Source organism: Frateuria sp. GZRR35 (genome assembly GCF_051900415.1).
GTDB lineage: Bacteria > Pseudomonadota > Gammaproteobacteria > Xanthomonadales > Rhodanobacteraceae > Frateuria_A.
Genome location: NZ_JBHZGL010000001.1, coordinates 403,674 through 428,382 on the forward strand (window position 1 = coordinate 403,674; position 24,709 = coordinate 428,382).

General features: G+C 70.4%; 16 protein-coding genes. 9 read left to right on the forward strand and 7 right to left on the reverse strand.

All coding sequences use genetic code 11. The features are described 5' to 3' along the window. The first annotated feature begins 204 nt into the window (after positions 1 to 204). From ACFWZ3_RS01730 to ACFWZ3_RS01745, 4 genes are all read left to right on the forward strand, one after another. Positions 205 to 984 carry a hypothetical protein gene (locus tag ACFWZ3_RS01730; RefSeq protein ID WP_439706059.1) on the forward strand — a complete coding sequence of 260 codons (780 nt, stop codon included), beginning with the start codon at positions 205 to 207 and terminating at the stop codon, positions 982 to 984. Between the two features lie 489 nt (positions 985 to 1,473). After that, complete coding sequence (pdsR, locus tag ACFWZ3_RS01735; protein WP_439706060.1) at positions 1,474 to 2,163, forward strand: proteobacterial dedicated sortase system response regulator; 690 nt, start codon at positions 1,474 to 1,476, stop codon at positions 2,161 to 2,163. Then, a complete protein-coding gene (locus tag ACFWZ3_RS01740; RefSeq protein ID WP_439706061.1) occupies positions 2,160 to 2,717 on the forward strand; it encodes a hypothetical protein in 558 nt (185 codons plus the stop codon). The genes pdsR and ACFWZ3_RS01740 overlap by 4 nt, the downstream gene beginning before the upstream one ends. A 27-nt stretch (positions 2,718 to 2,744) precedes the next feature. Beyond that, positions 2,745 to 4,760 (forward strand): ATP-binding protein, encoded by a 2,016-nt coding sequence (locus ACFWZ3_RS01745; protein ID WP_439706062.1) that lies wholly within the window; start codon positions 2,745 to 2,747, stop codon positions 4,758 to 4,760. A gap of 24 nt (positions 4,761 to 4,784) precedes the next feature. Here the strand turns inward: ACFWZ3_RS01745 and ACFWZ3_RS01750 are convergent, their stop codons facing one another. Next, positions 4,785 to 5,525, reverse strand: coding sequence for a hypothetical protein (locus tag ACFWZ3_RS01750; protein ID WP_439706063.1), 741 nt, complete (start codon positions 5,523 to 5,525; stop codon positions 4,785 to 4,787). A 139-nt stretch (positions 5,526 to 5,664) separates the two neighbouring features. Further along, on the reverse strand, positions 5,665 to 6,612 hold the full coding sequence (locus tag ACFWZ3_RS01755) for a pilin (RefSeq protein ID WP_439706064.1): 948 nt from the start codon (positions 6,610 to 6,612) through the stop codon (positions 5,665 to 5,667). A gap of 118 nt (positions 6,613 to 6,730) precedes the next feature. Between ACFWZ3_RS01755 and trpE the strand changes: the two genes are divergently transcribed. Genes trpE through recD form a run of 5 tightly spaced genes read left to right on the forward strand, consistent with a single transcriptional unit; the run spans position 6,731 to position 17,753 of the window. Then, complete coding sequence (gene trpE / locus ACFWZ3_RS01760; RefSeq protein WP_439706065.1) at positions 6,731 to 8,206, forward strand: anthranilate synthase component I; 1,476 nt, start codon at positions 6,731 to 6,733, stop codon at positions 8,204 to 8,206. After that, positions 8,203 to 8,862: a hypothetical protein gene (locus tag ACFWZ3_RS01765; protein ID WP_439706066.1), complete on the forward strand. Its 660-nt coding sequence runs from the start codon at positions 8,203 to 8,205 to the stop codon at positions 8,860 to 8,862. Before trpE ends, ACFWZ3_RS01765 begins: the two co-directional genes overlap by 4 nt. 49 nt (positions 8,863 to 8,911) lie before the next feature. Beyond that, positions 8,912 to 12,373: an exodeoxyribonuclease V subunit gamma gene (gene recC, locus ACFWZ3_RS01770; protein WP_439706067.1), complete on the forward strand. Its 3,462-nt coding sequence runs from the start codon at positions 8,912 to 8,914 to the stop codon at positions 12,371 to 12,373. Beyond that, the gene (locus ACFWZ3_RS01775; RefSeq protein ID WP_439706068.1) at positions 12,370 to 15,924 is read left to right on the forward strand and encodes a UvrD-helicase domain-containing protein; all 3,555 of its coding nucleotides are present in this window, start codon (positions 12,370 to 12,372) and stop codon (positions 15,922 to 15,924) included. The genes recC and ACFWZ3_RS01775 overlap by 4 nt, the downstream gene beginning before the upstream one ends. Beyond that, complete coding sequence (recD, locus tag ACFWZ3_RS01780; RefSeq protein WP_439706069.1) at positions 15,921 to 17,753, forward strand: exodeoxyribonuclease V subunit alpha; 1,833 nt, start codon at positions 15,921 to 15,923, stop codon at positions 17,751 to 17,753. Before ACFWZ3_RS01775 ends, recD begins: the two co-directional genes overlap by 4 nt. Positions 17,754 to 18,341: 588 nt before the next feature. Here recD and ACFWZ3_RS01785 read toward each other — a convergent pair. From ACFWZ3_RS01785 to lysA, 5 genes are all read right to left on the reverse strand, one after another. Beyond that, the gene (locus ACFWZ3_RS01785; protein WP_439706070.1) at positions 18,342 to 19,388 is read right to left on the reverse strand and encodes a serine hydrolase domain-containing protein; all 1,047 of its coding nucleotides are present in this window, start codon (positions 19,386 to 19,388) and stop codon (positions 18,342 to 18,344) included. A gap of 157 nt (positions 19,389 to 19,545) precedes the next feature. Further along, positions 19,546 to 20,238: a M15 family metallopeptidase gene (locus ACFWZ3_RS01790; RefSeq protein ID WP_439706205.1), complete on the reverse strand. Its 693-nt coding sequence runs from the start codon at positions 20,236 to 20,238 to the stop codon at positions 19,546 to 19,548. Positions 20,239 to 20,516: 278 nt separating this feature from the next. Continuing rightward, positions 20,517 to 21,986 carry a serine hydrolase domain-containing protein gene (locus tag ACFWZ3_RS01795; protein WP_439706071.1) on the reverse strand — a complete coding sequence of 490 codons (1,470 nt, stop codon included), beginning with the start codon at positions 21,984 to 21,986 and terminating at the stop codon, positions 20,517 to 20,519. Positions 21,987 to 22,167: 181 nt separating this feature from the next. After that, positions 22,168 to 23,376 (reverse strand): dipeptidase, encoded by a 1,209-nt coding sequence (locus ACFWZ3_RS01800; protein WP_439706072.1) that lies wholly within the window; start codon positions 23,374 to 23,376, stop codon positions 22,168 to 22,170. Positions 23,377 to 23,391: 15 nt separating this feature from the next. Continuing rightward, a complete protein-coding gene (lysA, locus tag ACFWZ3_RS01805) occupies positions 23,392 to 24,675 on the reverse strand; it encodes a diaminopimelate decarboxylase (RefSeq protein ID WP_439706073.1) in 1,284 nt (427 codons plus the stop codon). Between the last annotated feature and the right edge of the window lie 34 nt (positions 24,676 to 24,709).

Below are 24,709 nucleotides of genomic sequence, written 5' to 3' on the forward strand. Positions count from 1 at the left end.
CACCAGAGCGGGCGCCTGGACGCCACCGCCGGAAGGCGGCGGCGTATCCACGGCAATGGACGACGCCCGCCACTACAGCAAGACCGGCCCATCGGCGGTTGGTTCCGCGTCCGGAGCAAAAATCTTCGACCTGTGGGGTGGGCCAGGGCCCACGTTTCCTTCACACTGGCCCGGGGAGGGTGCAGCCACAAGGAGACACGGACGATGTCGGCACGGAATGTGGTGTTTTTCCTCGTATTCGGGTTTGCCACCCTGGCCGCTCAGGCCGGCCCCTGGCCCCCGCCTGCCAGCATCGGCAAGGACGCACCCGTCACCCTGGCCGAACTCGGCAAGCTCGGCTGCGCGCCTGGGCTGGAACGCTTCCTCCCCGGCGTCTACTACTACTGCGTGGGCGCCCGCGACCTGGCCAGCCACCGCGACGCCAGCGGCGTGGAGATGCTCAAGCTGGCGGCTGCCTGGGGCAGCAAGCCGGCGCAGTTCACGCTGGGCGTCGGGTATTTCAATGGCGACATCGCGGCGCAGGACCGGGCGCGCGGGCTGGCCTGGCTCGGGCTCGCCTCCGAGCGTCGCGATCCCAGTTACCAGGCGGTGTTGCGCTCAGCCTGGAAGCAGGCCTCGCCGGCGGAGCAGGCGCGCGCCAACGCGCTGTGGAAGGCGATGTTGCCCACCTATGGCGACGCCCGCGCCGCCAAGCGCGCTGAACGGCGTTACCAGCATGAGCGCGACCAGTTGCTCGGTAGCGTCACGCTCGGCCAGCGCATCTGCATTGCCGGCCTCACCCAGCGCGACATGGCTGCGATCCCCACCCCCAAGATCGGCACCACGCTCTCGCCCTTCCAGTTGTCGATAGGTTGCCCCGGTGGTGCACCGGCCAGCTTCGTGCTCCACCGCCTGGACGGGTTCGCGGGAAGTCTTTTCGACGGTCTGGAAGGGCATGTCACGGTCGGCCCGCTTTCGCCGGTCCGCGAGCAAGGCAAGCCGTAGAAAAAAATCCCCTCCCAAGGAGGGGAAAGGAACGGTTGGCTAACGGAGGGGTGTTGCAGGGTCCCGCGGTAGGTCAGAGTGGCCGCCAGTCCGGATCCGGCTCCTGGCCCGCACCCGCCGCGCTTCCCTGTGCGACGGGGGTCTCGACACCTTCCACGGCAAACGGGTCGACATAATCGGCGTTCATGGCGCTATCTCCTTTAGTGGATGCCCATCACCAGCCCAAGCAGCAGGGCGCCGAGGGCCAGCACCACGCGCAGGGGTTCGAAGTGGCGCAGTTCGGCGTTGGCGTCGGGTTTGGCGGTGGTGTCGCTCATGGCATCTCTCCGGTGACGGTTCCATGGAACCGCGCGGTCGGGCGCGCGCCGCGGCGCCACCCGGGCGAAGCGCGGACCGGATCGGGCAAAACGCGGGCAGTCGCGCCGCGCGCCTTGCGTCGCGGCGGTGCACATAGCACGCTGCGCGCCACCACAGGGAGACTTCATTGCCATGGGCCGCAGCATCGCCATCGTCGAGGACGAACCACTCATCCGCGCCAACTACGTCGAGGCGCTCACCCGCTTCGGCTACGACACGCGCGGCTACGGCTCGCGTCAGGAGGCTTCCAGCGCCTTCGGCATGAAACTGCCGGAGCTGGTGATCATCGATATCGGCCTGGGCGACGAGCCCGAAGGCGGCTTCGACCTCTGCCGCGAACTGCGCGCGAAATCGGCCACGCTGCCGATCATCTTCCTGACTGCGCGCGACTCCGATTTCGACGTGATCTCCGGCCTGCGCCTGGGCGCCGACGACTACCTGTCCAAGGACACCAGCCTGCACCAGCTCGCGGCGCGCATCGCGGCGCTGTTCCGGCGCATCGAATCGCTCAAGGTGCCCGCTTCCAGCGAGACGGTGATCGCGCACGGTCCGCTCAAGCTCGAGTCCGAGCGCATGCGCATCACTTGGAACGACGCGGAGATCCCGCTCACCGTCACCGAGTTCTGGATGGTGCACACGCTGGTGCGCTTCCCCGGCCACGTGAAGAACCGCGACCAGTTGATGCGCGAAGCCGAGCTGGTGGTGGACGACGCCACCATCACCTCGCACATCAAGCGCATCCGCAAGAAGTTCGTCGCGGTGGCGCCGGATTTCGACGCGATCGAGACCGTGCACGGCGTGGGTTACCGGTGGAAGCCGTGAGGCGCCTGCTCGCCGTCCTGCTGCTGGCCTTCGTCGGCGCCACCGTGGCCGGTGACGCGCCGGGCGAGGCCGTCGCCACAGGCAAACCCGACGGCAACATTCCCGGCTGGACCCTGCGCGCGCCCACGCCCGTGGGCTGGACCGCCGATTGCTGTACCTATGCCCGTGCCATCGGCGTGGATGAAGTGATCTACCGGGGCGAGTGGACCGGCGAGCCCTACGGCGTGATGGTGCTCAACGTCTGGCCGCGCAAGCTGGCCAGCCTGGGCGCCGAACTGGACGCCGACCGCAAGCGCTATCTGCAGCGCGACCCGGCTGCAAAAGTCTCCCGCTTTCCCGTGCGCCACCACGGCATGCCCTGCGAGGCGCTGGTCTTCCAGGGCAGTGATCAGGTGGACGACGCCGTGGTCTTCTGCGATCCGGGCAAGCGCTCCGGCATCCGCCTGAGCTGGTCGATGAGCTTCAAGGACGCCGACCCCGCGCGCGCCGCACAGCTCGATGCCTTCATGGGCGTGGTGGTCGGCACCCGTTACCGGGCCGGGATGTCGCGCTAGCCCGCGGCACCGGTCTAGGCTCCTGCGATGAACCTGCGCCGCAAGCTGTTGCTGGTCGCCCTGTGCACGCTGGCCTTGCCGGTGGCCGGCTGGCTGTACGTGCGGCAGATGGAAACCCTGCTGCGCGAAGGCCAGGCGCAGGCGCTGACCGCTTCCGCACGCGCGGTGGCGCGCAGCCTGGTGGCGACCGGCGCCACCCTGCCGCGCGAGGCGCAGGGCTGGTACGTCGAGCAGGCCACCACGCCGATCACGATCGACGGCTATGGCGACGACTGGGCGCCGCTCACGCCCTGGAGCCAGCCGCTCGGTGCGCGCGGCAGCGTGCTGCTCGCGGAGGACGCCGACGGGCTCTACCTCTACGTGCAGCAACGCGGCATCAAGCGCGTCCGCGCCGATGCCGACGATTCTGGCGCGCTGCGCGCCGATCACCTGGTCCTCGAACTGGAGCGCGGCGACACGCGCCTGCGCTACCTGCTGGCCAGCGCCGCGCCGGGCACCTTCACCGCACGCCTGCTCGACCCGCCGGTCGCCGACTGGCCCGACCGCCTGGTCGGCCAGTGGCAGGAGGATGGCGGCGGCTGGCGCCTCGAGCTGCGCCTTCCGCGCCCGCTGATCGTGGACCGGCTTGGCCTGGGCCTGTACGACGCTTCGGCGGGCGGCGACCCGCTGGCGGTCGAATCGCGCCCGCTGTGGCACTACTCGCCGACGCTGGCGCAGGAACTGGCCCGGTTGGCGCCGGAGGACACCCGCGCCCGCGTGCTGGCGCCGACCGGCTGGCTGCTGGCGCAGAGCGGGCGGCTGCAGGCAGGTGGCCCGCAGCCGGGCTGGTTTGCCGCGCTGGTCTACCGCGCGCTGCTGGCCAACCCCGTCGAAGATGCCGCGCCCTGGGCGCAGGACGCCCCGCGCCTGGAACTGCCGGAGATTACCCGCGCCCGCACTGGCGAGCCGGCCACCGTGTGGCGTGATGGCGAAACCCGCGCCAGCGTCGTGCTGGCCGCGGCGGTACCGATCGGCGCGCCCGGCCGGATACGCGGCGTGCTGCTGCTCGAACAGGCCAGCACCACCGTGCCGCTGCTGGCCAACCGCGCGCTGCTCACGTTGTTGCTGACCAGCTTCGGCGTGCTGCTGGTCGCCGGCGGCATCCTGCTGTGGTTCGCCACCCGCCTGAGCCTGCGCCTGGGCCGCCTGCGCGATGCGGCCGAACGCGCGCAACTGGCGGATGGACGTCTGGACGGACTTTTCGCCCAGGGGCGCTTCCCGCTGACCGCCGCGCCGGATGAAATCGGCGACCTGGCGCGCAGCTTCGAGCGCCTGTTCGAGGCGGTCGGCGGCTACACCGACTACCTGCGCACGCTGGCCTCCAAGCTCTCGCACGAACTCAACACACCGCTGGCCATCGTCAAGAGCTCGCTGGACAACCTGGAACACGCGCTGGAAGCCCATGCGCCCGTGCCGCCCGATGCACGGCCTTACCTGGAGCGCGCCCGCGACGGCGTGGCCCGCCTGGGCACGCTGGTGCGCGCGATGAGCGAGGCCAGCCGGATGGAGCGAGCCATCGCCGCCGCCGAAGCCGAAGACGTCGACCTGCGCGAAGTGGTGCGCGGCTGCGCCGAGGCCTACCGACCGCTGATCGGTACGCGCACGCTGGCCTGCGAACTGCCGCAGGCGCCACTGCCGATGCACTGTGCGCCGGAGCTGCTGGCCCAGGCGCTGGACAAGCTGCTCGACAACGCGCTCTCGTTCACCCCGGTGGACGGTTGGTTGCGGCTGGTCCTCAGCGCCTGCGACGACGGCGCCGAGATCACCCTCGCCAACCAGGGTCCGCCGCTGCCGGCCGCGATGCAGGCGCGGCTGTTCGACTCGCTGGTCAGTCTGCGCGACAAGGCCACCCCGGGCGAGGCGCCGCACTTGGGACTGGGGCTCTACGTCGTGCGCCTGGTCGCCGAACGCCACGGCGGGCACGCCAGCGCGCGCAACCTGGAAGACGGCAGCGGCGTGGCCTTCACCCTGCGCCTGCGCAACATGCCGCGCCAGCGCCTGTAGTTGCCCGGCACCCAGGCGAATGCGTCACCGGGAGGTATGGAAGCCGCCCTTGTAGTCGAAGTAACAGGTATCCGGATTGCGAAAGCTATACAGGTCGAACTGGTCGAGCGGCGTCAAGCTGGACCGGGGAAGCGCAATCGTCCTGCTTATCGCTTTGCCTGGGCGCGCGCCGTGCTTGAAATCCTTCAGCGCCGCCTGCCAGTAGACCCAGTCCTGGCTCCGATCATCGCGATCCAGATGGAAGGTCTGCAGCCAGCAATCGGCTTCCGAAGTGAGGAAATTGACACTCGTTCCAGACCACATTTCCATGGACGCGCAGGGTTCGGTCTCGGCATCCGGCGGATCGGACGAGTAGATGCACGACACCATGGCCTGGGTTTCAAGCCCAATCAGCTGAAATGCGTGATTTATCTTCTTGAATTGATACGTCGAGGAAAAGAGGCCGTGATGGGCTATTTCCTGGCGGAAGTAAAAAGAGTTACCGGCGATCCTGACCCGGTACGCGTCTAGATCGCCGACGAGTTCCATCCGCAGTATCTGGCTCTTTTTGCCATGCACCGTCTTCAACAGCAGAAAGTCCGGCGCGCCATCATCCGCGACGATCTGCGCGATGTATTTTTCGCCTTCGATCAGGCCTTCGTCGCTCTGGATGATCCTGAGCGATGCCTCCGGTTCTTGCACGGTGTTGCCGATAGTTGTCCCGTCGACGACATAGGGCATGCTCCATGCGAGGGTGGCCAGGAGAAACACGCGCGCTGCTTTCAAGTGTCCGTCCCCGCTGATTCCATTGAGCGCTGGAGCCCGGCCGACGCATGGGCAATCGATCACCCGTTGCTTCCGCAACTACCGCAGTCCTTGAGCATTGCCTTCGCGGACCCACGCGAAGGCCGGTCGAATCACCAGGCTAGCGGCACTCGGCCGGCAGATAGCTCGGGTCGATATCCGGGCTCTCGCAGGTCCAGCTGATCACGCCGTCGTGGCCCTCGGCGATGAAGGCCAGTTGCCTGCCACGCAGCGGCGCCGGAGCGTTGCCGCCGAAGGTGGTGACCAGTGCCGTGCCTTCCTCCATGGCCTGGACTTCGAAGCCGGCCAGGTTGGCGCTGGCGTAGGTGCCGGCTTCCTTCAGCCCGGCCTCGGTGTTGTCCTGCGGCCAGGCGCGGTTGCGGCCGATCGCATCGAGCACCTGCTGCTTGATCGGCTCGGCCTGCAGCAACGCGCTCGCCACCTGCGCGCGCATGACGTAGGCCTGGTAAGCGGGCGCCGCGACAGCGAACACGATGGCGGCGAAGGGCACCACCATGACCAGCCAGAACACCAGCTTGGGCGGCTTGGACCGGGTCTGGCCGGTCTGTTGCCAACGGGCGAGCCAGGTCAGTTGCCCCTGCAGGTAGAGGGTGTTGAAGAAGAACAGCGTGATGCCGCCGATCCGCATCGGCACCCGGTAACCGGCCATCACCCGGCGGATCGTTCCGGCCATCGCGAAGTAGGCGCCCAGGACGAGCACCACATAGACCAGCTCCAGCAGCCAGCCGATGCGCTCCATGGTGGTCGCGGGCGCGTCGTCGTCGAGCGGCGCGCCGTTGGCGGCAAGGAAGTAGCCGACGAAATAGCAGGTCAGTGCCGTGCCCAGCATTGCCGTGGCGCGGCTGCCCGGGTCGATCCTGCGCACCCAGTTGGCCTGGATGAAGGACCAGACGATGGCGAAGATGCCCAGCGTGACCACGCTGAGCAGGAACACCCAGCCCCAGTGCATCGAAGGCGGCGTCGGCAGGGAGGCGCGATCGGCCGCTTCCCTGTGCCACTGCCCGGCGTCCCGCTCCATGAGGCCGGGCATCGTATCGGTCCGTTCCATCGTTTTTCCCCTTGTCCGGGGCGCAGATTAAGCGCGCGACTCGGAGGGCCGCAAGCGACCGTGCCCGGCGGCGAATGGACTGCTATGGTGATGGGCCGCCCCCATCGATTCTTCGCCCGTGATCTCCCGAGACCAATTCGACGCGCTGGCCGCCCAAGGGCATACGCGCATTCCGCTGGTACGCGAGGTGTTTTCCGACCTCGACACGCCGCTGTCGGTGTACCTGAAGCTCGCCGACGGGCCGTACACCTTCCTGTTCGAATCGGTCGAGGGCGGCGCCACCTGGGGTCGCTATTCGATCATCGGCCTGCCGGCGAAACGTGTGTACCGCCTGCGCGGCCACGAACTGGAAGTGGAGGACGCCGGTGAAGTCGTGGAGCGCCGCCACCTCGATGATCCGCTGGGCGAGATCGAGACGCTGCGCGCGCAGTATTCGGTGCCGCGCCTGCCCGAGCTGCCCGCGTTCACCGGCGGCCTGGTCGGCTACTTCGGCTTTGAGACGATCGGCTACATCGAGCCGCGGCTGGCGCAGTGGGACCGGCCCGACGAGCTGGGCACGCCCGACGTGCTGCTGATGCTGGCCGAAGAAGTCGCCGTCTTCGACAACCTCAAGGGCCGCCTGTACCTCATCGTCCACGCCGACCCGTCGCAACCACAGGCCTACGCGCAGGCGCAGCGCCGCCTCGACGCGCTGGTCTACCGCCTGCGCCAGGGCGGCGCGGCCTACCCGCAGCTGACCCAGTCCACCGCGCTGGATGAAGGCGACTTCAAGTCCTCCTTCACCAAGGCCGAGTTCGAGGCGATGGTGGAGAAGGCCAAGGAATACATCCGCGCCGGCGACATCTTCCAGGTAGTGCCCTCGCAGCGATTGAGCGTCGGCTTCAATGCGCGGCCGGTGGACGTGTACCGCGCGCTGCGTGCGCTCAATCCCTCGCCGTACATGTACTTCGTCGATCTGGGCAACACGCAGATCGTCGGTTCCTCGCCGGAGATCCTGGCGCGCCTGAAGGACGGCAAGGTGGTCGTGCGTCCACTCGCCGGCACGCGCAAACGCGGCGCCACGGACGAAGAGGATGCGGCACTGGAAGCCGAGCTGCTCGCCGACCCGAAGGAACGCGCCGAGCACGTCATGCTGATCGACCTGGGCCGCAACGACATCGGCCGCATCAGCGAGACCGGCACGGTCGAGGTGAGCGAATCGTTCGTGATCGAGCGCTACTCGCACGTCATGCACATCGTCTCGCAGGTGCAGGGCAACGCGCGTCCGGGGCTGTCCTACATGGACGTGCTCAAGGCGACCTTTCCGGCCGGCACGCTCTCCGGCGCGCCGAAGATCCGCGCGCTGGAAATCATCCAGGAACTGGAGCCCTACAAGCGCAACATCTATGCCGGCGCGATCGGCTGGATCGGCTGGTGGGGCGACGCCGACACCGCGATCGCCATCCGCACCGCGGTGATCCAGGATGGCCGCCTGCACGTGCAGGCCGGCGCCGGCATCGTCTACGACTCCGACCCGGCGGCCGAGTGGGAGGAGACCATGAACAAGGGCCGCGCGCTGTTCCGCGCAGTGGCGCAGGCGGCCAAGGGGCTGTGAGGCGCCTGGCGCTTGCGCTGGCGGCCTTTGCCGGCACGGCGACGGCCGCCGCGCCCACCTGGCCGGACACGCCGCTCGCCCGCGTCGAGGCGCTGGCGCTGCTGCAGACCCTCAACGCCGACCTGCTCAGCCACCCGAGCGCCACGCTCACGCTGGAGCGCTGGTGCCAGGCGCATCATCTGGCCGATCCGCCGACCGTGCACGCGCGCCGCGACCGCGCCGCGACCAAGGCGCTGCCGGACGACCTGCGTGATGCGCTCGGTATCGCCCGTGACGCGCCGGTGCGCTATCGACGCGTGCAACTGGCCTGTGGCGAGCACGTCGTCTCCGAAGCAGACAACTGGTACGTGGCCGAACGCCTCACCGGGGCCATGAACCGCCAGCTCGATGCCAGCGACACGCCGTTCGGCAAGGTGGTGGCGCCGCTGCGGTTCAGCCGCCACACGCTGTCGGCGCGGCTGCTGTGGTCGCCGCTGCCGGCCGGTTGGGAGACGCGCGGCCTGCCGCCCGCCGCACCGTACCCGCTCGCGCTGCCACATCAGGTCCTGCAACACCGGGCGCTGCTGGTCGATGCGCAGGGTCGGCCCTTCAGCGCGCTGGTGGAAACCTACACCGCGCAGGTGCTCGCGTTCCCGCCACCCGCGTCGGTTCCGTAAGCGCTGCGCGTCGCGGGATCTGCGACCGACCGCCGTTATCATGGCAGGCATGGCTGCCCTCTCCCCCGACGACCTGACCCGCGGCATTTCGGTGATCCGCGCCAGCCGGCTGGAGGCTCTGCTGGAACCGCTGGTAGCGCTGCTCGACGCGGCGCCGCCGGCCAACGTGCTGGCGCCGCAGACGGTGATCGCCGCGCATCCGGGCATGCGCCACTGGCTGGCCGGGGCGCTGGCGCGCAAGCGCGGCGCGGGCGGGATCGTCGCCAACCTGCGCATCACCCTGCCGAGCAGCTGGCTGGACGAGCTGGCGCTCGGCGTGCTCGGCAGTGCCGCGGTGGCGCTGGCCCCGTACCGTCGCGACCGCCTGCGCTGGCGCATCCACGAGCTGCTGCCGGCGATCGACGACGCACAGGTGCGCGGCTACCTCGCCGGCGGCGATGCCGCGCGGCGCCGCTACCAGTTGGCCGACCGGCTGGCACGCCTGTACACGCAGTACCTGACCTACCGGCCCGACTGGCTGCAGGCGTGGGAGCGCGGGCGCGACGACCTGCCCGAGCCGACCTTCATGGCGCCGCTGTGGCGCGAGTTGCATGCCGCGATCGGCACCCCGCATCGCGGCGAGCGGGTCGAGGCGCTGGTGCGCGAGCTGGCGCACCACCCGACAAAGCAGGCCACCGTCGAACCCCTGCACATCTTCGGCGTGAGCCACCTGGCGCCGGCCGAACTCGCGCTGCTGCGCGCCGTGGCGCGCGTGCGCCCGGTCGTGCTCTACGTGCCCGATCCGTGCCGCGAATACTGGGCCGGCCTGCGCGGCGAGCGCGCGCAACTGCGCGAGCTGGCCCGGCGGACCGATTTCACCGAGGCGTCCGAGCAATTCTTCCAGCAGCTTGGCCACCCGCTGCTGGCCGGCTGGGGCCGCATGGGTCAGCACTTCATGCTGAACCTGCAGGAGGTCGAGGACACCATCCGCATGGACGTGCGTCACTGGCAGGACGAGCAGCCCGGCGCCTCCGGCGGCCTGCTGCAGCGGCTGCAGGAAAGCCTGCGTCAGCTCGATCCCGCGCGTGTCGCGCCGCTGGCCCGCGGCACCGAGGCGGCGATGGCCGACCGCTCGCTGCGCGTGCACCTGTGCCACACGCGCCTGCGCGAGCTCGAAGTGCTGCGCGACGTGCTGCTGCACGAGCTGGCCGAGCGGCCCGGGCTCAAGCCCTCCGACATCGTCGTCATGGCCCCGGACATCCAGGCCTACGTGCCGCTCTTGCCGGTGGTGTTCGGCGAGAGCGGCCGCGCGCACGGCCCGCTGCCCTACCACCTGGCCGACGTGGCGGTCGCCCGCACGCATCCGCTGCTGGAGGCGTTCAGCCGCCTGCTCGACGTGCCCGACGCGCGCCTGGGCGCGCCCGAGCTGCTCGATCTGCTGGAGGTCCCGGAGATCGCCCGTGCGCTGGCGCTTTCCGAAGACGACCGCGAAACGCTCACCCGCTGGCTGCGCCAGAGCCGCGTGGCCTGGGCGCTGGATGGCGAGCACCGCGCGCGCTTCGGCGTGCCGGCGATCGAGGAAACCACCTTCGCCTGGGGCATGGATCGGCTGCTCGCCGGCTACGCGATGGGCGACGATGCGGCGGGGCAGGGCGAGGCCTGGCGCCTGCCCGATGGCGAGCTGTGGCCGGTCGAGGGCGTGCACGGGCCGCAAGCGCAGGTGCTCGGCGCGCTCGACCGCCTGCTGCTGGAACTGGCCGCGCTGCAGCGCGATGCGGGCCAGCCGCGAACCGCCTCGGCCTGGTCCGCGCGGCTGGAGCAACTGCTCGACACGCTGTTCCGCATCGATACGCGCGACGGCCAGGCGGTCGAAGCGCTGTCGCTGCTGCGCCGCTTCATCCAGGCCACCGCCGCCGAAACCGCCGACTGCGGGCTCGACCCACAGCTCGACTTCACCGTGGTGCGCGACGTGCTGCGCGAGCGCCTGGCCGCCGCGCCGGAGCGCCAGCGCTTCCTGCTCGGCGGCGTCACCTTCTGCGGCATGGTTCCGCAGCGCGCGATCCCGTTCCAGGTGGTCGCCGTGCTGGGCCTGAACGACGGCGAGTTCCCGCGCAACGCCAGCGACGCCGGGCTCGACCTGATGGCCCGCCACCGCCGCCTGGGCGACCGCGACGTGCGCAGCGACGACCGCTACCTGTTCCTGGAAACGGTGATGGCCGCGCGCGAGCTCTTGCACCTGTCCTACCTCGCCGAGGGCGTGCGCGACGGCAAGCCGCGCAACCCGGCCGCGCCACTGGCAGAGCTGATGCAGTTCCTCGACGAGCAGGCGCAGCTGCGCACGGTCGAGCCGGACATCGACGAGCAGCCGCTCGCGCCGGGCGCGACGCGCACGTTCCGCCGGCCGTGGCGGGTGCGCCATCCGCTGCAGCCGTTCGACGCGCGCTACTTCGACGGCAGCGATCCGCGGCTGTGCTGCTACGACGCCGGCTTCGCCGCGATGCGCGCAGGCGGCGAGGGGCCGCGCCCGTTCCTTGGCGGTGCGCCGGCGCAGGCCGCCGGGCCCGATGCAGGGCCGATTCCGCTGCGTGAAGTGAAGGCATGGTTCCGAGACCCCTCGCGGCAGGTCCTGGCCGGGCAGCTGCACGTGCGGCTGGATGCGCTGGAGGACGATCGCCTGCAGGGCCGCGAGGCGCTGCAGGCCAGCGTCTCGGCGCTGGAGCGCGTGCCGCAGCGGCTGTTCTTCGAAGCGCTGGAAAACGGCTTTGAACTGCCCGAGCAGGCACCGGCCTGGTTGCGCCTGGGCGGCGTGCTGCCGCCGGGACGCATCGGTCTGGACGCCTGGACGGCCGAACGCGCCAAGGTGCAGACCCTGCTCGCGCGCGCCGCCGACCACCCCTTGTTCGCCGGCGCGCTGCCGGCACGCACACCGCTGACGTTGCAGGAACCGGTGGCCGGCCTCTCGCTCGAAGGGACGCTCGATCGCGTGTGGAGCACCGGCGATGCGCGCTGGCAGTTCGAGGTCTATCCGGGCAAGAGCGAGGACAAGCTCGGCTTCCGCGAGCTGGTGCCGTTCTTCATCGAGTGGGCGCTGCTGCGCCTGGCCACCGAGCCGTCCGTGCCGGTGCACGCCTGCCTGCTCACCGACGGTGCCGAGCACGCCCGGGAAGCGATGTTCAACGACTGGGACGAGACCTGCCGCGTCGCCGACGCAATCACCGCGCAGGCGATGCGCGCGGACCTGGCCGCCCGCGTCGGTGCCTTGCTCGAGCTGTGGCGGCAGGCGCAGCGCTACCCGGTGCCGTACTTCCCCAGGACCAGCTGGGCCGCGCTGGACGAACGGCTCGACAAGGCCCAGCAGGCCTGGGCCGGCAGCCACGGCCATCCCGGCGAGCGCGACTACGCGCCGGGCTACGCCTGGCTGCTCGCCGGTGACGCCGATTTCTCGCCGGACCAGCCCGCGTTCGCCGAGCTGCAGGCCTTCGCCCAACGCCTGCTTGGCCTGATCAACCTCAACGTGGCGGTGGCCGCATGAACGCCACCGTCGTCGAAAGCTGGACCGCGCTGGACCTGGCCAGCCCCGGCCGCACGCTGATCGAAGCCAGCGCCGGCACCGGCAAGACCTGGACGATCTCGGTGCTGTACCTGCGCCTGCTGCTGGAGCAGGGGCTCTCGCCCGCGCAGATCGTGGTCACCACGTTTACCGATGCCGCCGCGCAGGAACTGCGCGAGCGCCTGCGCGGCCGGCTGGCCTGGGCCGAAGACCAGGCGCTGGCGTGGCCGGTCGAAACGCCCACCGATGCGCCGGCCGACATCGCCTGGCTGCACGCGCGCTGGCATGCCGATCCGGCGCAGGCCGGTCGCGACCGCCTGCGCCTGCGGCTTGCCCTGGCCGATTTGGATCGTGCGCCGGTCACCACGCTGCATGGCCTGTGCAAGCGCATCCTGGACGACTACCCGTTCGAAAGCGGCGCCAGCCTGCAGGCCGGCGAGCTGGTCTCGGCCGACGCCTTGCTGGACGAATGGGCCGAGGACCTGTGGCGCCAGCTGCAGCAGGGCGCTGCACCGCCGCCACCGACCGCGCCGGCCTCGCTGGGCGAGCTGCGCCGGTTGCTCCGCGCCTACCTGCAACCGGGCGTGGCGCTGTGGACGCCGGACGCGGACGAGCTGGCGCGGCTGCTGCCGGCCGAACGCGCGGACGCGCTCGAGGCGCTGGCCGATCGCGCCGACGTGTTCCTGCCGCGCAAGTCGGCGCTGCGCAACGCGCTGCGCGCCTTCGCCGGCTGGCTGCGCGAGCGTGGCCAGGAGCTCAAGGACTCCACCCTCAAGAACCTCGCCGCCACGCCCTGGGACGACCAACTGCAACCGCACGTGTGGGACAGCCCCGACGACGCGGCGCTGCTTCGCTTCGTCGGCGGCGCCTGCCGCGCGCTCGGCTACGCCCTGCACGCCGACCACGTGCGCGCGTGGCAGGGCTGGCTGGCCCAGGTCGATGCCTGGCGCGCCGAACGTCTGGCCGCACGCGGCCAGCTCACCTTCGACGAACTCATCGCACGCGTCGGCGACGCGCTGGCCCGGCCCGATGGATGCCTTGCCGCGCGCCTGTTCGCCGAGTGGCCGGTCGCGCTGGTGGATGAGTTCCAGGACACCGACGCGCAGCAGTACGCCATCCTCGATGCCATCTACCGCGAGCGCGACGGTGCTGCGCGCGGCCGGCTGGTGATGATCGGCGATCCCAAGCAGGCGATCTACCGCTTCCGCGGCGGCGACATCCGCGCCTACTTGGCCGCCGCCGACACGGCCGACGAAGTGCTGCGGCTGGATGTGAGCCAGCGCTCCGCCAGTGCGCTGGTCGAGGCAACCAACCAGTTCTACGCGCTGGTCGGCGAAGCGCTCGGCCGTGCGCCCGATACGCCGATCCGCTACGAGCCGGTCCACGCCGCCGGCCGCCGCGACCGCGCACCGCTGACGGTCGATGGCGCGCCCCTTGCGCAACCACTGCAACTGCACTTCAACACCGAGCTTCCCGACAGCGCGCCGGCCCGCCGCCGCGCCGCGCTGGAAGCCTGCGCCGCGCAGATCGCCGCGATGCTGGGCGAGGGCCGCCACCGCATCGGCGAGGCTCCGCTGGCACCCGGCGACATCGCCGTGCTGCTGCCGGGCAACGCGGACATCACCACGCTGCGCACGCTGTTGCAGCGCTACCGCGTGCCTTGCGTTGGCGCCGGCCGCAGCAGCGTGTTCGAGCTGCCGGTGGCGCGCGAGCTGCACGTGCTGCTGCATGCCGTCGAACACGCCAGCGACGAGGGCGCGGTGCGCGCCGCGCTGGCCACGCGGCTGTATGGCCTGGACTACGCCACGCTCAAGGCGCTGCGCGACCAACCCGATGCGTGGCTCGCCTACGAACAGGAATTCGCCGCCTGGCGCACGCGCTGGCAGCGCGAGGGCGTGCTCGCCGTGGTGCGTGCACTGATCGAACGCGCCGCGCCGCGGCTGCTCGCCGGCGATGACGGTGAGCGCGCGCTCACCGACCTGCGCCACCTGGGTGAGCTGCTGCAGGCGCAGGCCGAGACCATGCCGGGCGCCGCGCAGTTGCTGGACTGGCTGGCCCGCCAGCGCGACGGCGAGGACGCGGGCGGCGACGCGGCCGAGGAGCGCCAGCTGCGCATCGAATCGGACGCGCGCCGGGTCCGCCTGATGACCCTGCACGCCAGCAAGGGCCTGGAATTCCCGGTGGTGTTCCTGCCGCTGATGTGGAACCACTGCCGTAACGACAAGGACACCGACGTGGTCATCCACGAGCCGCTGTGCGACCGGCGCGTGGTCGGCTTCGGCAAGGCGGCCAAGGCGCAGTACGACGCCGAGGGCCAGGACGAGCGCTTCCGCGTGCTGTACGTGGCGCTGACCCGCGCGATCCATGCCTGCCATGTCTACGCCCTGCCGCCGGACCGCCCCGCCGACGGCAAGCGGCACAAGGACGGCACGCCCAGCGCAGCGCGCAAGGACCCCGAGCGCGCGCCGCTGGATGCGGCGGTCGAACGCCTGCTGCAACGGCAGCAGGCAGGCGGGGACCTCGCCACCCTCGCGCCGCGGCTGGCCTGGTCGACCGCGGGCTGGCCATGGCAGGCCGCGCCCCTGCCGCAGGCGCAGGACGACGCCCCCGTGCGCCAGGCCCGCCCGTTGCCATCGGTCCGACCGATGGCGCAGGTCTACAGCTTCTCCAACCTCACCCGCGGCGCGCACGCCGGCGCGCTGGAAGACCAGGCCGCCAGCGACGAGGCGGCACCGCCTTCCGCGGACGACGCGCTGGCAGACGTCGCGCCGCGCGCGGCAGCGCACCCGGAACTGCTCGCGCTGGCCGGCGTGCGCGGCGCGGACATCGGCAACGCGATGCACGCGATGTTCGAGCTGCGCGCCATCGGCCAGCCGATGGAGGCGCAGCACGCGCTGATCGACCGCTGCCTGCGCGAATTCGGCGTGCGGCTGGACGAGGCCGGGCGCGAGGCCTTCATCGCGCGCCTCGCGCGCCGGCTGCAGGCCAACCTCGACACGCCGCTGCTGCCCGGCCTGCGCCTGGGCGCATTGCCGGCGCACCGGCAGCTGGCCGAGATGGAATTCCACTACGCGCTCGACGATGCCTCGATGGCCGCCCTGCGCGAGGCCTGCACCGCGCTGGGCGAACCGACGCTGGTGCCCTTCGCCAGCAGTGGCCACCTGCGCGGGCGCATGACCGGCAAGATCGACCTGATCCTCGAACACGACGGCCGCTACCTGGTGCTCGACTACAAGAGCAACTACCTGGGCGAGCACGTCGAGGACTATCTGCCCGGCGCGCTGGCGGCGGCGATGGATGCGCACCACTACCGCTTCCAGGCGCTGCTCTACACCGTGGCGCTCGATCGCATGCTGCGCCAGCGCCTGTCCGGCTACACCCGTGAGCGGCACCTGGGCGAGTCGATCTACCTGTTCGTGCGCGCGGTGGGCTTGGGCGCGGACGCCGGCGTGTGGCGCCATCGCTTCGACGATGCGCTGATCGAGGCGGTCGACAACGCGCTGGCCGGCCGCGAGCTGGAGGTCGTCGCATGAGCGCCTACCGCTTCCAGCGCGCCCCCGCGGAACTGGCCGACGCGCCCTGGCGCCCGCTCGACCGCGCGCTGCTGCGCTGGACGCTGGCACACGGCGGCTCGCCGCTGGTCGCGCGGCTGGCGGCGTGGACCAGCTTTGCCGACGGCGAGGGCGACACCGCGCTGCCATTGGCGGGCGACCAGGCGGGGCGCCACGGCGCGCCGGTGCTCGCGCCCGACGAACTGGCTGCCGTGCGCAGCGACCCACTGGTGAGCGACGGCAGTGCACCCGCGCCGTTCGTGCTCGACGCGCACGACCGTTTCTACCTGTGGCGCAACCACGCCGACGAAGTCGCGGTCGCGCAACAGCTGCGCATGCGCCGCGAGACGGGCAGCAACGTGGCCGTGGACGAGGCTACGCTGGATGAGTTGTTCGTCGGCGTGCGCAGCGAAGCGGTCGCGCGCCAGCGCCAGGCGGTGGCGCAGGTCGGCCGGCGCAAGCTGTTCGTGCTCACCGGCGGCCCGGGCACCGGCAAGACCACCACCGTGCTGCGCATGCTGCTGATGCTGCAGCACCTGGACCCCGGCAAGGCCCCGACCATCCAGGTCGGTGCGCCCACCGGCAAGGCGGCGCAACGGCTCGTGCAATCGCTGCGGCAGGGCAAGCAGGCGCTGCAGGCGACCCTGCCCAACGCTTGGCGGTCGCGGCTGGAGCGCATCCCCGATAGCGAGGCGCTGACGCTCCATCGCATGCTCGCCTACGATCCGCGCCGCAACCGCTTCGGCCGGCATGCCGCGCACTCCCTGGCCGCCGACATCGTGGTGGTCGACGAGGCCTCGATGATCGACCTGGCGCTGCTGCGCGCACTGCTCGACGCGGTGCGCCCCGATGCGACCCTGGTGCTGGTGGGCGACGCCGACCAGCTCACCTCGGTGGCGGCCGGCTCGGTGCTGATGGACGTGGTGGCGGCGATGGAGGCCGAACGTGCGCCGGACATCGTGCGCCTCGAACACAGCTTCCGCGCCGGACAACAGCTCGTTCCGCTCAATCGCGCCGTGCGCGCGGGTGATGCGAGCGCGCTGCGGGAGGCCGTGGCGCATTCGGGCGGGCACGTACAGTGGGCCCGCGTCGATGACGCGACGCAACTGCGCCGCGAGCTGACCCGTTGGGCCGAAGCGCTGGCGTGCCTGCCGGTACGCCCGGTCCTGCCCGCCCACCACGCAGAGCGGGAGGAGGCCGGCGCCGAGCGCAGCACCCTCGCGCTGCAGGCGCTGCACGCCCTGGCGCGGCGCCAGTTGCTCTGCGCGCTGCGCGAGGACGGCTTCGGTGCGCTGGCGCTCAACGGCTGGATCGAGCAGCGCCTCAAGCAGGCCTGGGGCGTGCCGGAGGATCGCGTGTGGTACCCGGGCCGCGCCGTGCTGGTCACGCGCAACGACTACGCCACGCGGCTGTACAACGGCGACGTGGGCCTGTGCCTGGCCGACGCCGACGGCGTGCTGCGCGTGTGGTTCGAAACCACCACCGCCGACGGGCAGCCGGGTGCGCGCAGCTTTGCTCCCGGCACGTTGCCGGCGCACGAGGGCGCTTTCGCGATCACCATCCACAAGAGCCAGGGTTCGGAGTACGACGAGGTTGCCGTGCTGCTGCCGCCGGATCCGGAGAGCCGCATCCTGTCGCGGCAGTTGCTCTACACCGGGTTATCGCGGGCGAAGAAAGCGGCGTTGCTGTGGTCGTCCGAGGCCGCGCTGGACGCGGCGCTGGCGCGGCCGGTGCGGCGCGCCGGCGGACTGGCCGATCGGCTGGCGGGCGCGGCTCCCGTCGAGGCGCCGCAGCAGCTCGCGCTGCTGTAGGAGCGCCCTCGGGCGCGAGCGCCATCCTTGTCGCGCCCAAGTGCGCTCCTACAGGAGGCCTGCATGGGTCATTCCCGCAGGAACGGCTGCGCGATCTCGCCACCGTCCAGCGCGCTCGCGCTCGTTGCGGTGCTTGGCAGGCACGATCAGGTGCGGTTTCGGCCAGCGCACGATAAACCGCAGCAGCTCGCGCTGCTGTAGGAGCGCCCTCGGGCGCGACCGCCATTCTTGTCGCGCCCAAGGGCGCTCCTACTGGGCGGGCTGACGCGCGTGACGAACCCTGTAGGAGCCTGCATGGTTCATTCCTGCAGGAACGGCTGCGCGATCTCGCCACCGTCCAGCGCGCTCGCGCTCGTTGCTGTGCTTGGCAGGCACGATCAGGTGCGGTTTCGGCCAGCGCACGATAAGCCGCAGCAGCTCGCGCCGCTGTAGGAGCGCCCTCGGGCGCGACCGCCATCCTTGTCGCGCCCAAGGGCGCTCCTACGGGGTGGGCTGACGCGCGTGACGAACCCTGTAGGAGCGCACCTGTGCGCGACCGCGGACATCACGGTCGCGCACAGGTGCGCTCCTACAGGAGGCCTGCATGGGTCATTCCTGCAGGAACGGCTGCGCGATCTTGAGCACGGTCTGGTACGGCTCCGGCTCGTTGCGGTTGCTGAGCAGGATCACGGTCAGGTGCTGCTTCGGCCAGCGCACGATCACGTTGCGGAAGCCGATGCTTTCGCCGGAGTGCCAAAGGGTGTCGCCGGTGATGCGCCAGCCGTAGCCGTAGCTCGCTTCGTAGGGTTCGCCGACCACCTTCACGTGCGGGCTGAAGGCGGCCTTGCGCGAGGCGTCGCCGAGCAGGCGGTCGTCGTAGAGCGCGGCATCCCACTTGGCGAGGTCGTCGATGCTGGAATAGATCCCGCCATCGCCGCGCGTGGCCGAGGTGACGCTCTGGTCAGTGCGCTGCCAGTGGCCGTCGATCTGGCTGTAGCCATAGGCGCGGTTGGGCACCGTCTTGTCGTCGTGCACGTAGAGCAGGGTGTGATCCATGTGCAACGGGGTGAAGATGCGCTGCTTCAGGAAGTCCTGCAGCGTTTTGCCTGAGGCTTTCTCCACTACCAATCCCAGCAGCACATAACCGGAATTGCTGTAGCGGTAGGCGCTGCCCGGCGCGAAGTAGTTGCGCGGCGCGGCCGAGAGCAGGCGCAGCACGTCCTGGTCGCTCACCTGGCTGGTCTGCTCCGGCGGGATCAGGTCCTCGTAGTCGATCAGGCCTCCGGTGTGGTCGAGCAGCTGGCGCAGGGTCACCTTGTCGGTCGTGGCCGGCAGCGAGGGCAGCCAGTGGCGGATGGAATCGTCGAGCTTGAGCTTGCCGTCCTCGGCCAGCAGCAGGATGGCCGCCGCGGTGAATTGCTTGCTGACCGAGGCGAGGCGGAAGTTGGTGTCCGGCGTGACTTCCGTGTGCTGTTCGAGGTTGGCCAGGCCGTAGCCCTTGCGCACTAGCGGCTTGCCGTCCTTGAGCACGAGCAGGGCGGCGCCGGGGACGTCCCCCTGGTACTTCTGCATCAGGCGGTCGGCGTTCTGCACGGCGTCGGCGGCATGCACCGGGCCGGCGAGGAAGATCGAGGCGAAAAGCAGGGCAAGGCGCATGGTCTTCCTCCGTCGTGGAACTCAAGCCCCCTCCCGCGGGAGAGGGATCGGGCAGGGGGTTCGGCCAGCGAGTGCTCGCTGCGCCTGAACGCTCAGCCGCCCATCGGCACCCTCTTCCGACGGGAGAGGGGTTCGGTCGTATGCCGTGCGGCAGGCATCACTTCACCGGGACGTCGTAGATCGTGTGCGGCGTGGGCTCGTCGGCCCAGGTGTAGTGCCACCACTCCAGCGGATAGTTCTTGAACCCTTCGCGCTCCATCGCCGCGCGCAGGCGCAGCCGGTTGGCGTGTTGTTGGGGCGTGACGTCCGGGGCGTCGGTATGTGCGCGCACGTCGAAGAAGTCGAAGTGCGTGCCCATGTCGAGTTCTTTGCAATGCTCGCCGCGTGCGTCGCACTGCTCCATCGTGAGGTCGGCCGTGCCGCCGCGGCTGTGCCCGGAGACCGGCGCGATGTAGTCGCCCAGCAGCACGCGCTTGTCCAGCCGCGGGTAGTGCTCGGCCTTGGTGCGCTGGTCGGACAGGTCGTGCGCCCAGCGCACGAAGTGCGCCACGGCGCGTGCGGGGCGGTAGCAATCCCACAGTTTCAGGCGCTGGTGCGTCGCGCGCAGTTCGTGCTCGACCCGAGCGAGCGCTTCGGCGACCGGGCGCTTGAGCAGGCACTTGGGTGCGAGGTAGCCGTCCACCGGCGCGCCGACGAAGTTGCCGTGGCCGGCGTACTTGATGTCCTCGGCGATGTCGGGGATGAGTGTGCGGATGTCGACCAGGTCGGCGGCAGCGGGGGTTTGGGCAGGGGAGAGCGTGACCTGCTGGTCCGCATGGACCCGCGTGCCGGCGAACAGCAGGCACGCCATTGCGAGCAGCTCCAACGTGAGCCTTCCCCCGTTGACGGGGAAAGGTGCCGACCTACCGGCGCTGGAGCGCCGGCGCAACGGCAAAGCCGGCCCGAAGGGCGAGCGCCATGGATGGCGTGAGTATGGCGGATGGGGGTGCTCTTGGTGGAAGGCTGGCAAGGTCGACGGTGTGCGCTTCGGGCTCCCCCCATCCGCCCTTCGGGCACCTTCCCCCGTAAACGGAGGAAGGCTCGGGGTGTGGTCTGGGACAGACGTGGGGGGAAGGATCGGGTCGTGGCTCATGGGCAGTCCCCGGTGCGCTGGAAGTGCAGGTCTTCGTAGTCCGAGCTGAAGTCGCCCAGCGGATCGAGTTTGGCCATGGTGAGGGTGGGCGGCGAGCCGGCGTGCGGGTCGAGCCAGGCGTCGAGGTCCACCGCCGGGTCGTCCCAGTGCACCAGGTAGCGCTGGCCCAGCTGCCTGACGGTGCCGTGCATGTGCGGCGACTTGTGCGAGGCCCATTCCACGCGGTCCCCGCGCGGGCACAGCGTGATCTCGCCGAACCATGGATCACGGTAGCGGCCACGCCAGGCAAAGGCGCCCGGCGCCACCGTGGTGGCCGCGGCGGTGTCCGGTGGGCGCGCTGCGGCCGGACGTTCCGCCGCCTCGTGGTCGAGCGCATCGGCGTACCAGGCCACGCCATGGCCGGCATCCGGCGCGGTGAAGTGCTTGGTCAGCACCTCGCCCAGCACGGTGCGTGCGTCCTCGGCCTCGCCATTGATCATGAAGACGAAGCCGCTCCGGCGGTCGGGCAACAGCGCCAGCATCGAGTACATGCCGCCCAGCGTGCCGGTGTGCCAGACCACCCACTCCCCGTCGACGTCGGCCATGCGCCAGCCGTAGCCGTAGGCCATCACGTGGGTGTGGTCCCAGGCGCGGCGCTGGTTGGAGACAGGGATCAGCATGTGCGGCGACTGCAGCTCCTGGCGCTGGGTGGAGGAGAGCCACTTCAGTTGCGCCGGCGTGGGCACGAGCCAGTTCTTCGCCCAGCTCAGCATGTCGGTGAGGTCGCAGCGGATGCCGCCGGCCGGATCGGAGGTGATCGCCGGGATGGTCGGCCCGTCCTGGCGCATTGGCAGGTTGTGGCCGTCCTTCTCGTAGTGCGGCTGGGCGACGTTGCCTACGGCGTCGCGGCTCCAGCGGCCGACCTGGCAGCGCGACAGGCCCAGCGGCGCGAATACCTCGCGATGCATCAGCGTTTCGTAGGGCGCGCCGCCGGCAGCCGTGGCGACTTCGCCGGCGACCACGTAGAGCAGGTTGTCGTACTGGTACTGCGAGCGGAAGCTGTAGCCGGGCTTGATGTAGCGCAGGCCATGGATGATGTCCGCCCGCGTGAAGGCATTGGGCTCGGGCCACAGCATCAGGTCGCCGCCGCCTTCGGGCAGGCCGCTGGAATGGGTGAGCAGGTCGGCCACGCGCATGTGCCTGGTGACCCACGGGTCGGCCATGCGGAAGTCGGGCAGGTATTTCGTGACCGGGTCGTCCCAGGCGAGCTTGCCCTGGTCGACCAGGCGGCCGAGCAGCGCGGTGGTCATCGCCTTGCTGTTGGAGGCGATCTTGAACAGCGTTTGCGGGGTGATCGGTTGACCGGAGCCAGCAATCGTTTCGCCGCGGGTGGCGGTGTAGACGATCCGGCCATTCTCGATCACGCCGACAGCGATACCAGGCAGGTGGTAGCGGGCGATGACGGCATCGACGATGGGGTCATACACCGGGTCTGCGGGCTGGGCGATGGCCCCGGCGGCCGCAAGCAGAAGGGAGAAGCAAAGAGCAAAGCGGGCGTGCGTCTGGCGCCTCCCCCTGCTCGCAGGGGGAGGCTGGGAGGGGGTGGCTTGCCCGGAGCGAAAGGTGGCCCGGCCCAGCCCTCCCCTGCGTTGCAGGGGAGGGAGAAGGTCAACGCTGCGCATTGCGCTCCACCTCGCGCCACACGCGCAGCAGGTTGCCGCCCCAGATCTTGGCGATGTCCGCGTCGCTGAAGCCGGCACGACGCAGCGCAGCGGTGACGTTGCGCGTCTCGCTGGCGTCCTTCCAGCCGGTGATGCCGCCGCCGCCGTCGAAATCGGAGGCGATGCCGACGTGGTCGACACCGGCGACGTCGGCAATGTGGCGGATCTGCCTGACGTAGTCTTCGACGGTAGGCAGCGGAAATTTTTGCTGGATCTTCGCCATGCCCGCGGCCATCGCCGGCAGATAGTCGTGCTTGTCGCTGTCGTATTCCTTGTCGCCGGCCTGGTGTGCGACCTCGGCCTGCAGCTTCTCCTCCGCCGCTTCGCGGCCCGGGTCCTTCTTGAGGAACTCCTTGTAGGCGACGGCCTGGACGACGCCGCCCTTGGCCGCGATGGCGCGCAGCAGGTCGTCCGGCAGGTTGCGCGGATTGTCCAGCACGGCGCGCGCGCCGGAGTGCGAGGCGATGATCGGCGCGCTCGAAGCCGCCAGCACGTCCCGCACGCAGGCGTCCGAAGCGTGCGAGACATCGACCATCATGCCAAGCCGGTTGGCGCGCTCCACCACCTGCCGGCCGAAGTCGGTGATGCCGTGGTCGCCGGCGCTGTTCATCGCCGGCTCGCCGTGCCCGGTGTCCGGCTGCGAACTGGTGCACAGGTCGTTGTTGCCCACGTGCACCAGGCCGACGTAGCGCGCGCCGCGGTCGTAGGCGGCATCCAGCCGATGCAGGTCGTGGCCCAGCGAATAGGCGTTCTCGATGCCGATCATCGCCGAGAGCAGGCCGGCCTTGCGGTTGGCCATGGCCTGTTCGGGCGAGGTCGCCGCGCGGATGCGGTCCGGATAGAGCATCAGCATGCGGCCGATCGCCTCGTACTTCTGCTCCGCCTGGTCTACTGCCTTGGCGTAACCGGCGGCATCGAGCTTGTGCTGCGGTACCCAGATCACGAAGAAGGCGGCGTTCAGCCCGCCACGCTCCATCTTCCCCAGATCGACCAGCAGCGGCGTGTCCTTGCCGACGTCGAAGCGCGGTTCACGCATGTACGTGAACGGGATATCGACGTGGGTGTCGATGGTGATCGGCGGGTCCTGCTGCGCCTGCGCAGGCAGCGCGGCGGCGAAGGGCAGGGCGAGCAGGGCAAGGCGGGCAAGGTTACGCATGGTCGGCGGATGTCCTCATGGCGTGGCCCAATCCTGCGCCGACTGTTCGCCGGCGACCATCGCTTCGAGGGTCTGCCGGCGCCGGATGACCGCGTAGCGGCCCTCGTCCAGCAGTACCTCGGCGGCGAGCGGGCGCGAGTTGTAGGTGGAGGCCATCGAGGCGCCGTAGGCACCGGTGCCCTGGATGGCGAGCAGGTCGCCCGGTTCGCATGCAGGCAGCACGCGCGCGCGGGCGAAGGTGTCGCCGGTCTCGCAGACCGGGCCGACCACGTCGTAGGTGGCGAGCGACCGCGGGTCCGGCGCGACCGGCACGATGTCGTGCCAGGCGTCGTACAGGCTCGGCCGCTGCAGGTCGTTCATCGCCGCGTCGAGCACCAGGAAGGATCGCTCGGTGCCCTCCTTGATGCGCAGCACGCGGGTCAGCAGCACGCCGGCCTCGGCGACCAGGTAACGGCCCGGTTCAAGCAAGAGGCGGCCGTCGAAGCCGGCGAGTGCTTCGCGGATCACGCCGGCATAGTCGGCGGCGGTGACCGGCTGGTCGTGCCCGGCGCGGTAGCGCACACCCAGGCCGCCACCGACGTCGATGCTGGCGATCGGGTGGCCGGCCTGCACCAGCTCGCGCCAGAACGCGGCCACGCGGTGCAGCGCCTGCCGGAAGGGCTTGAGGTCGAGGATCTGCGAGCCGATGTGCACGTGCAGCCCGTCGAGCCGCACGTGCGCGAGCTGCCGCCGCTCGGCGAACCAGCGGCGCGCCTCGGCGATGCTCACGCCGAACTTGTTCTCGGCCCGTCCGGTGGAAATCTTGGCGTGGGTGAGCGCGTCGACGTCGGGGTTGATGCGCACTGCGGCGTTCGCCACCACATGCCGCGCAGCGGCGACACGCTCGATCGCGTGCAGTTCGTCCAGCGACTCGACGTTGAAGCGTGCGATGCCGGCGGCAAGCGCGGCATCGATCTCTTCGGCCGTCTTGCCCACGCCGGAGAACACGATGCGCTTGGCGGGAATGCCGGCCGCCAGCGCCCGCTGCAGTTCGCCGGCCGAGACAATGTCCGCGCCCAGCCCGGCAGCGGCCATCAGTTCAAGGATGGCGCGGTTGGAATTGGCCTTGACCGCGTAGCAGATGGTGGCATCCAGGCCGTGCAGGGAGGACTGGAGCTCGCCGATGCGCTGGCGGATCGCGTTGGCCGAGTAGGCGTACAGCGGTGTGCCCAGCCGTGCGGCCAGGGCGTGCAGGTCCACGCCGTCGAAGCTCGGTTGAGGATCGGGCACGAGGGCGTCGTGCCGTAGGGAAGCGGTCATGGGGATCATTCGCAGCGGCCCAAAAAAAGACGGC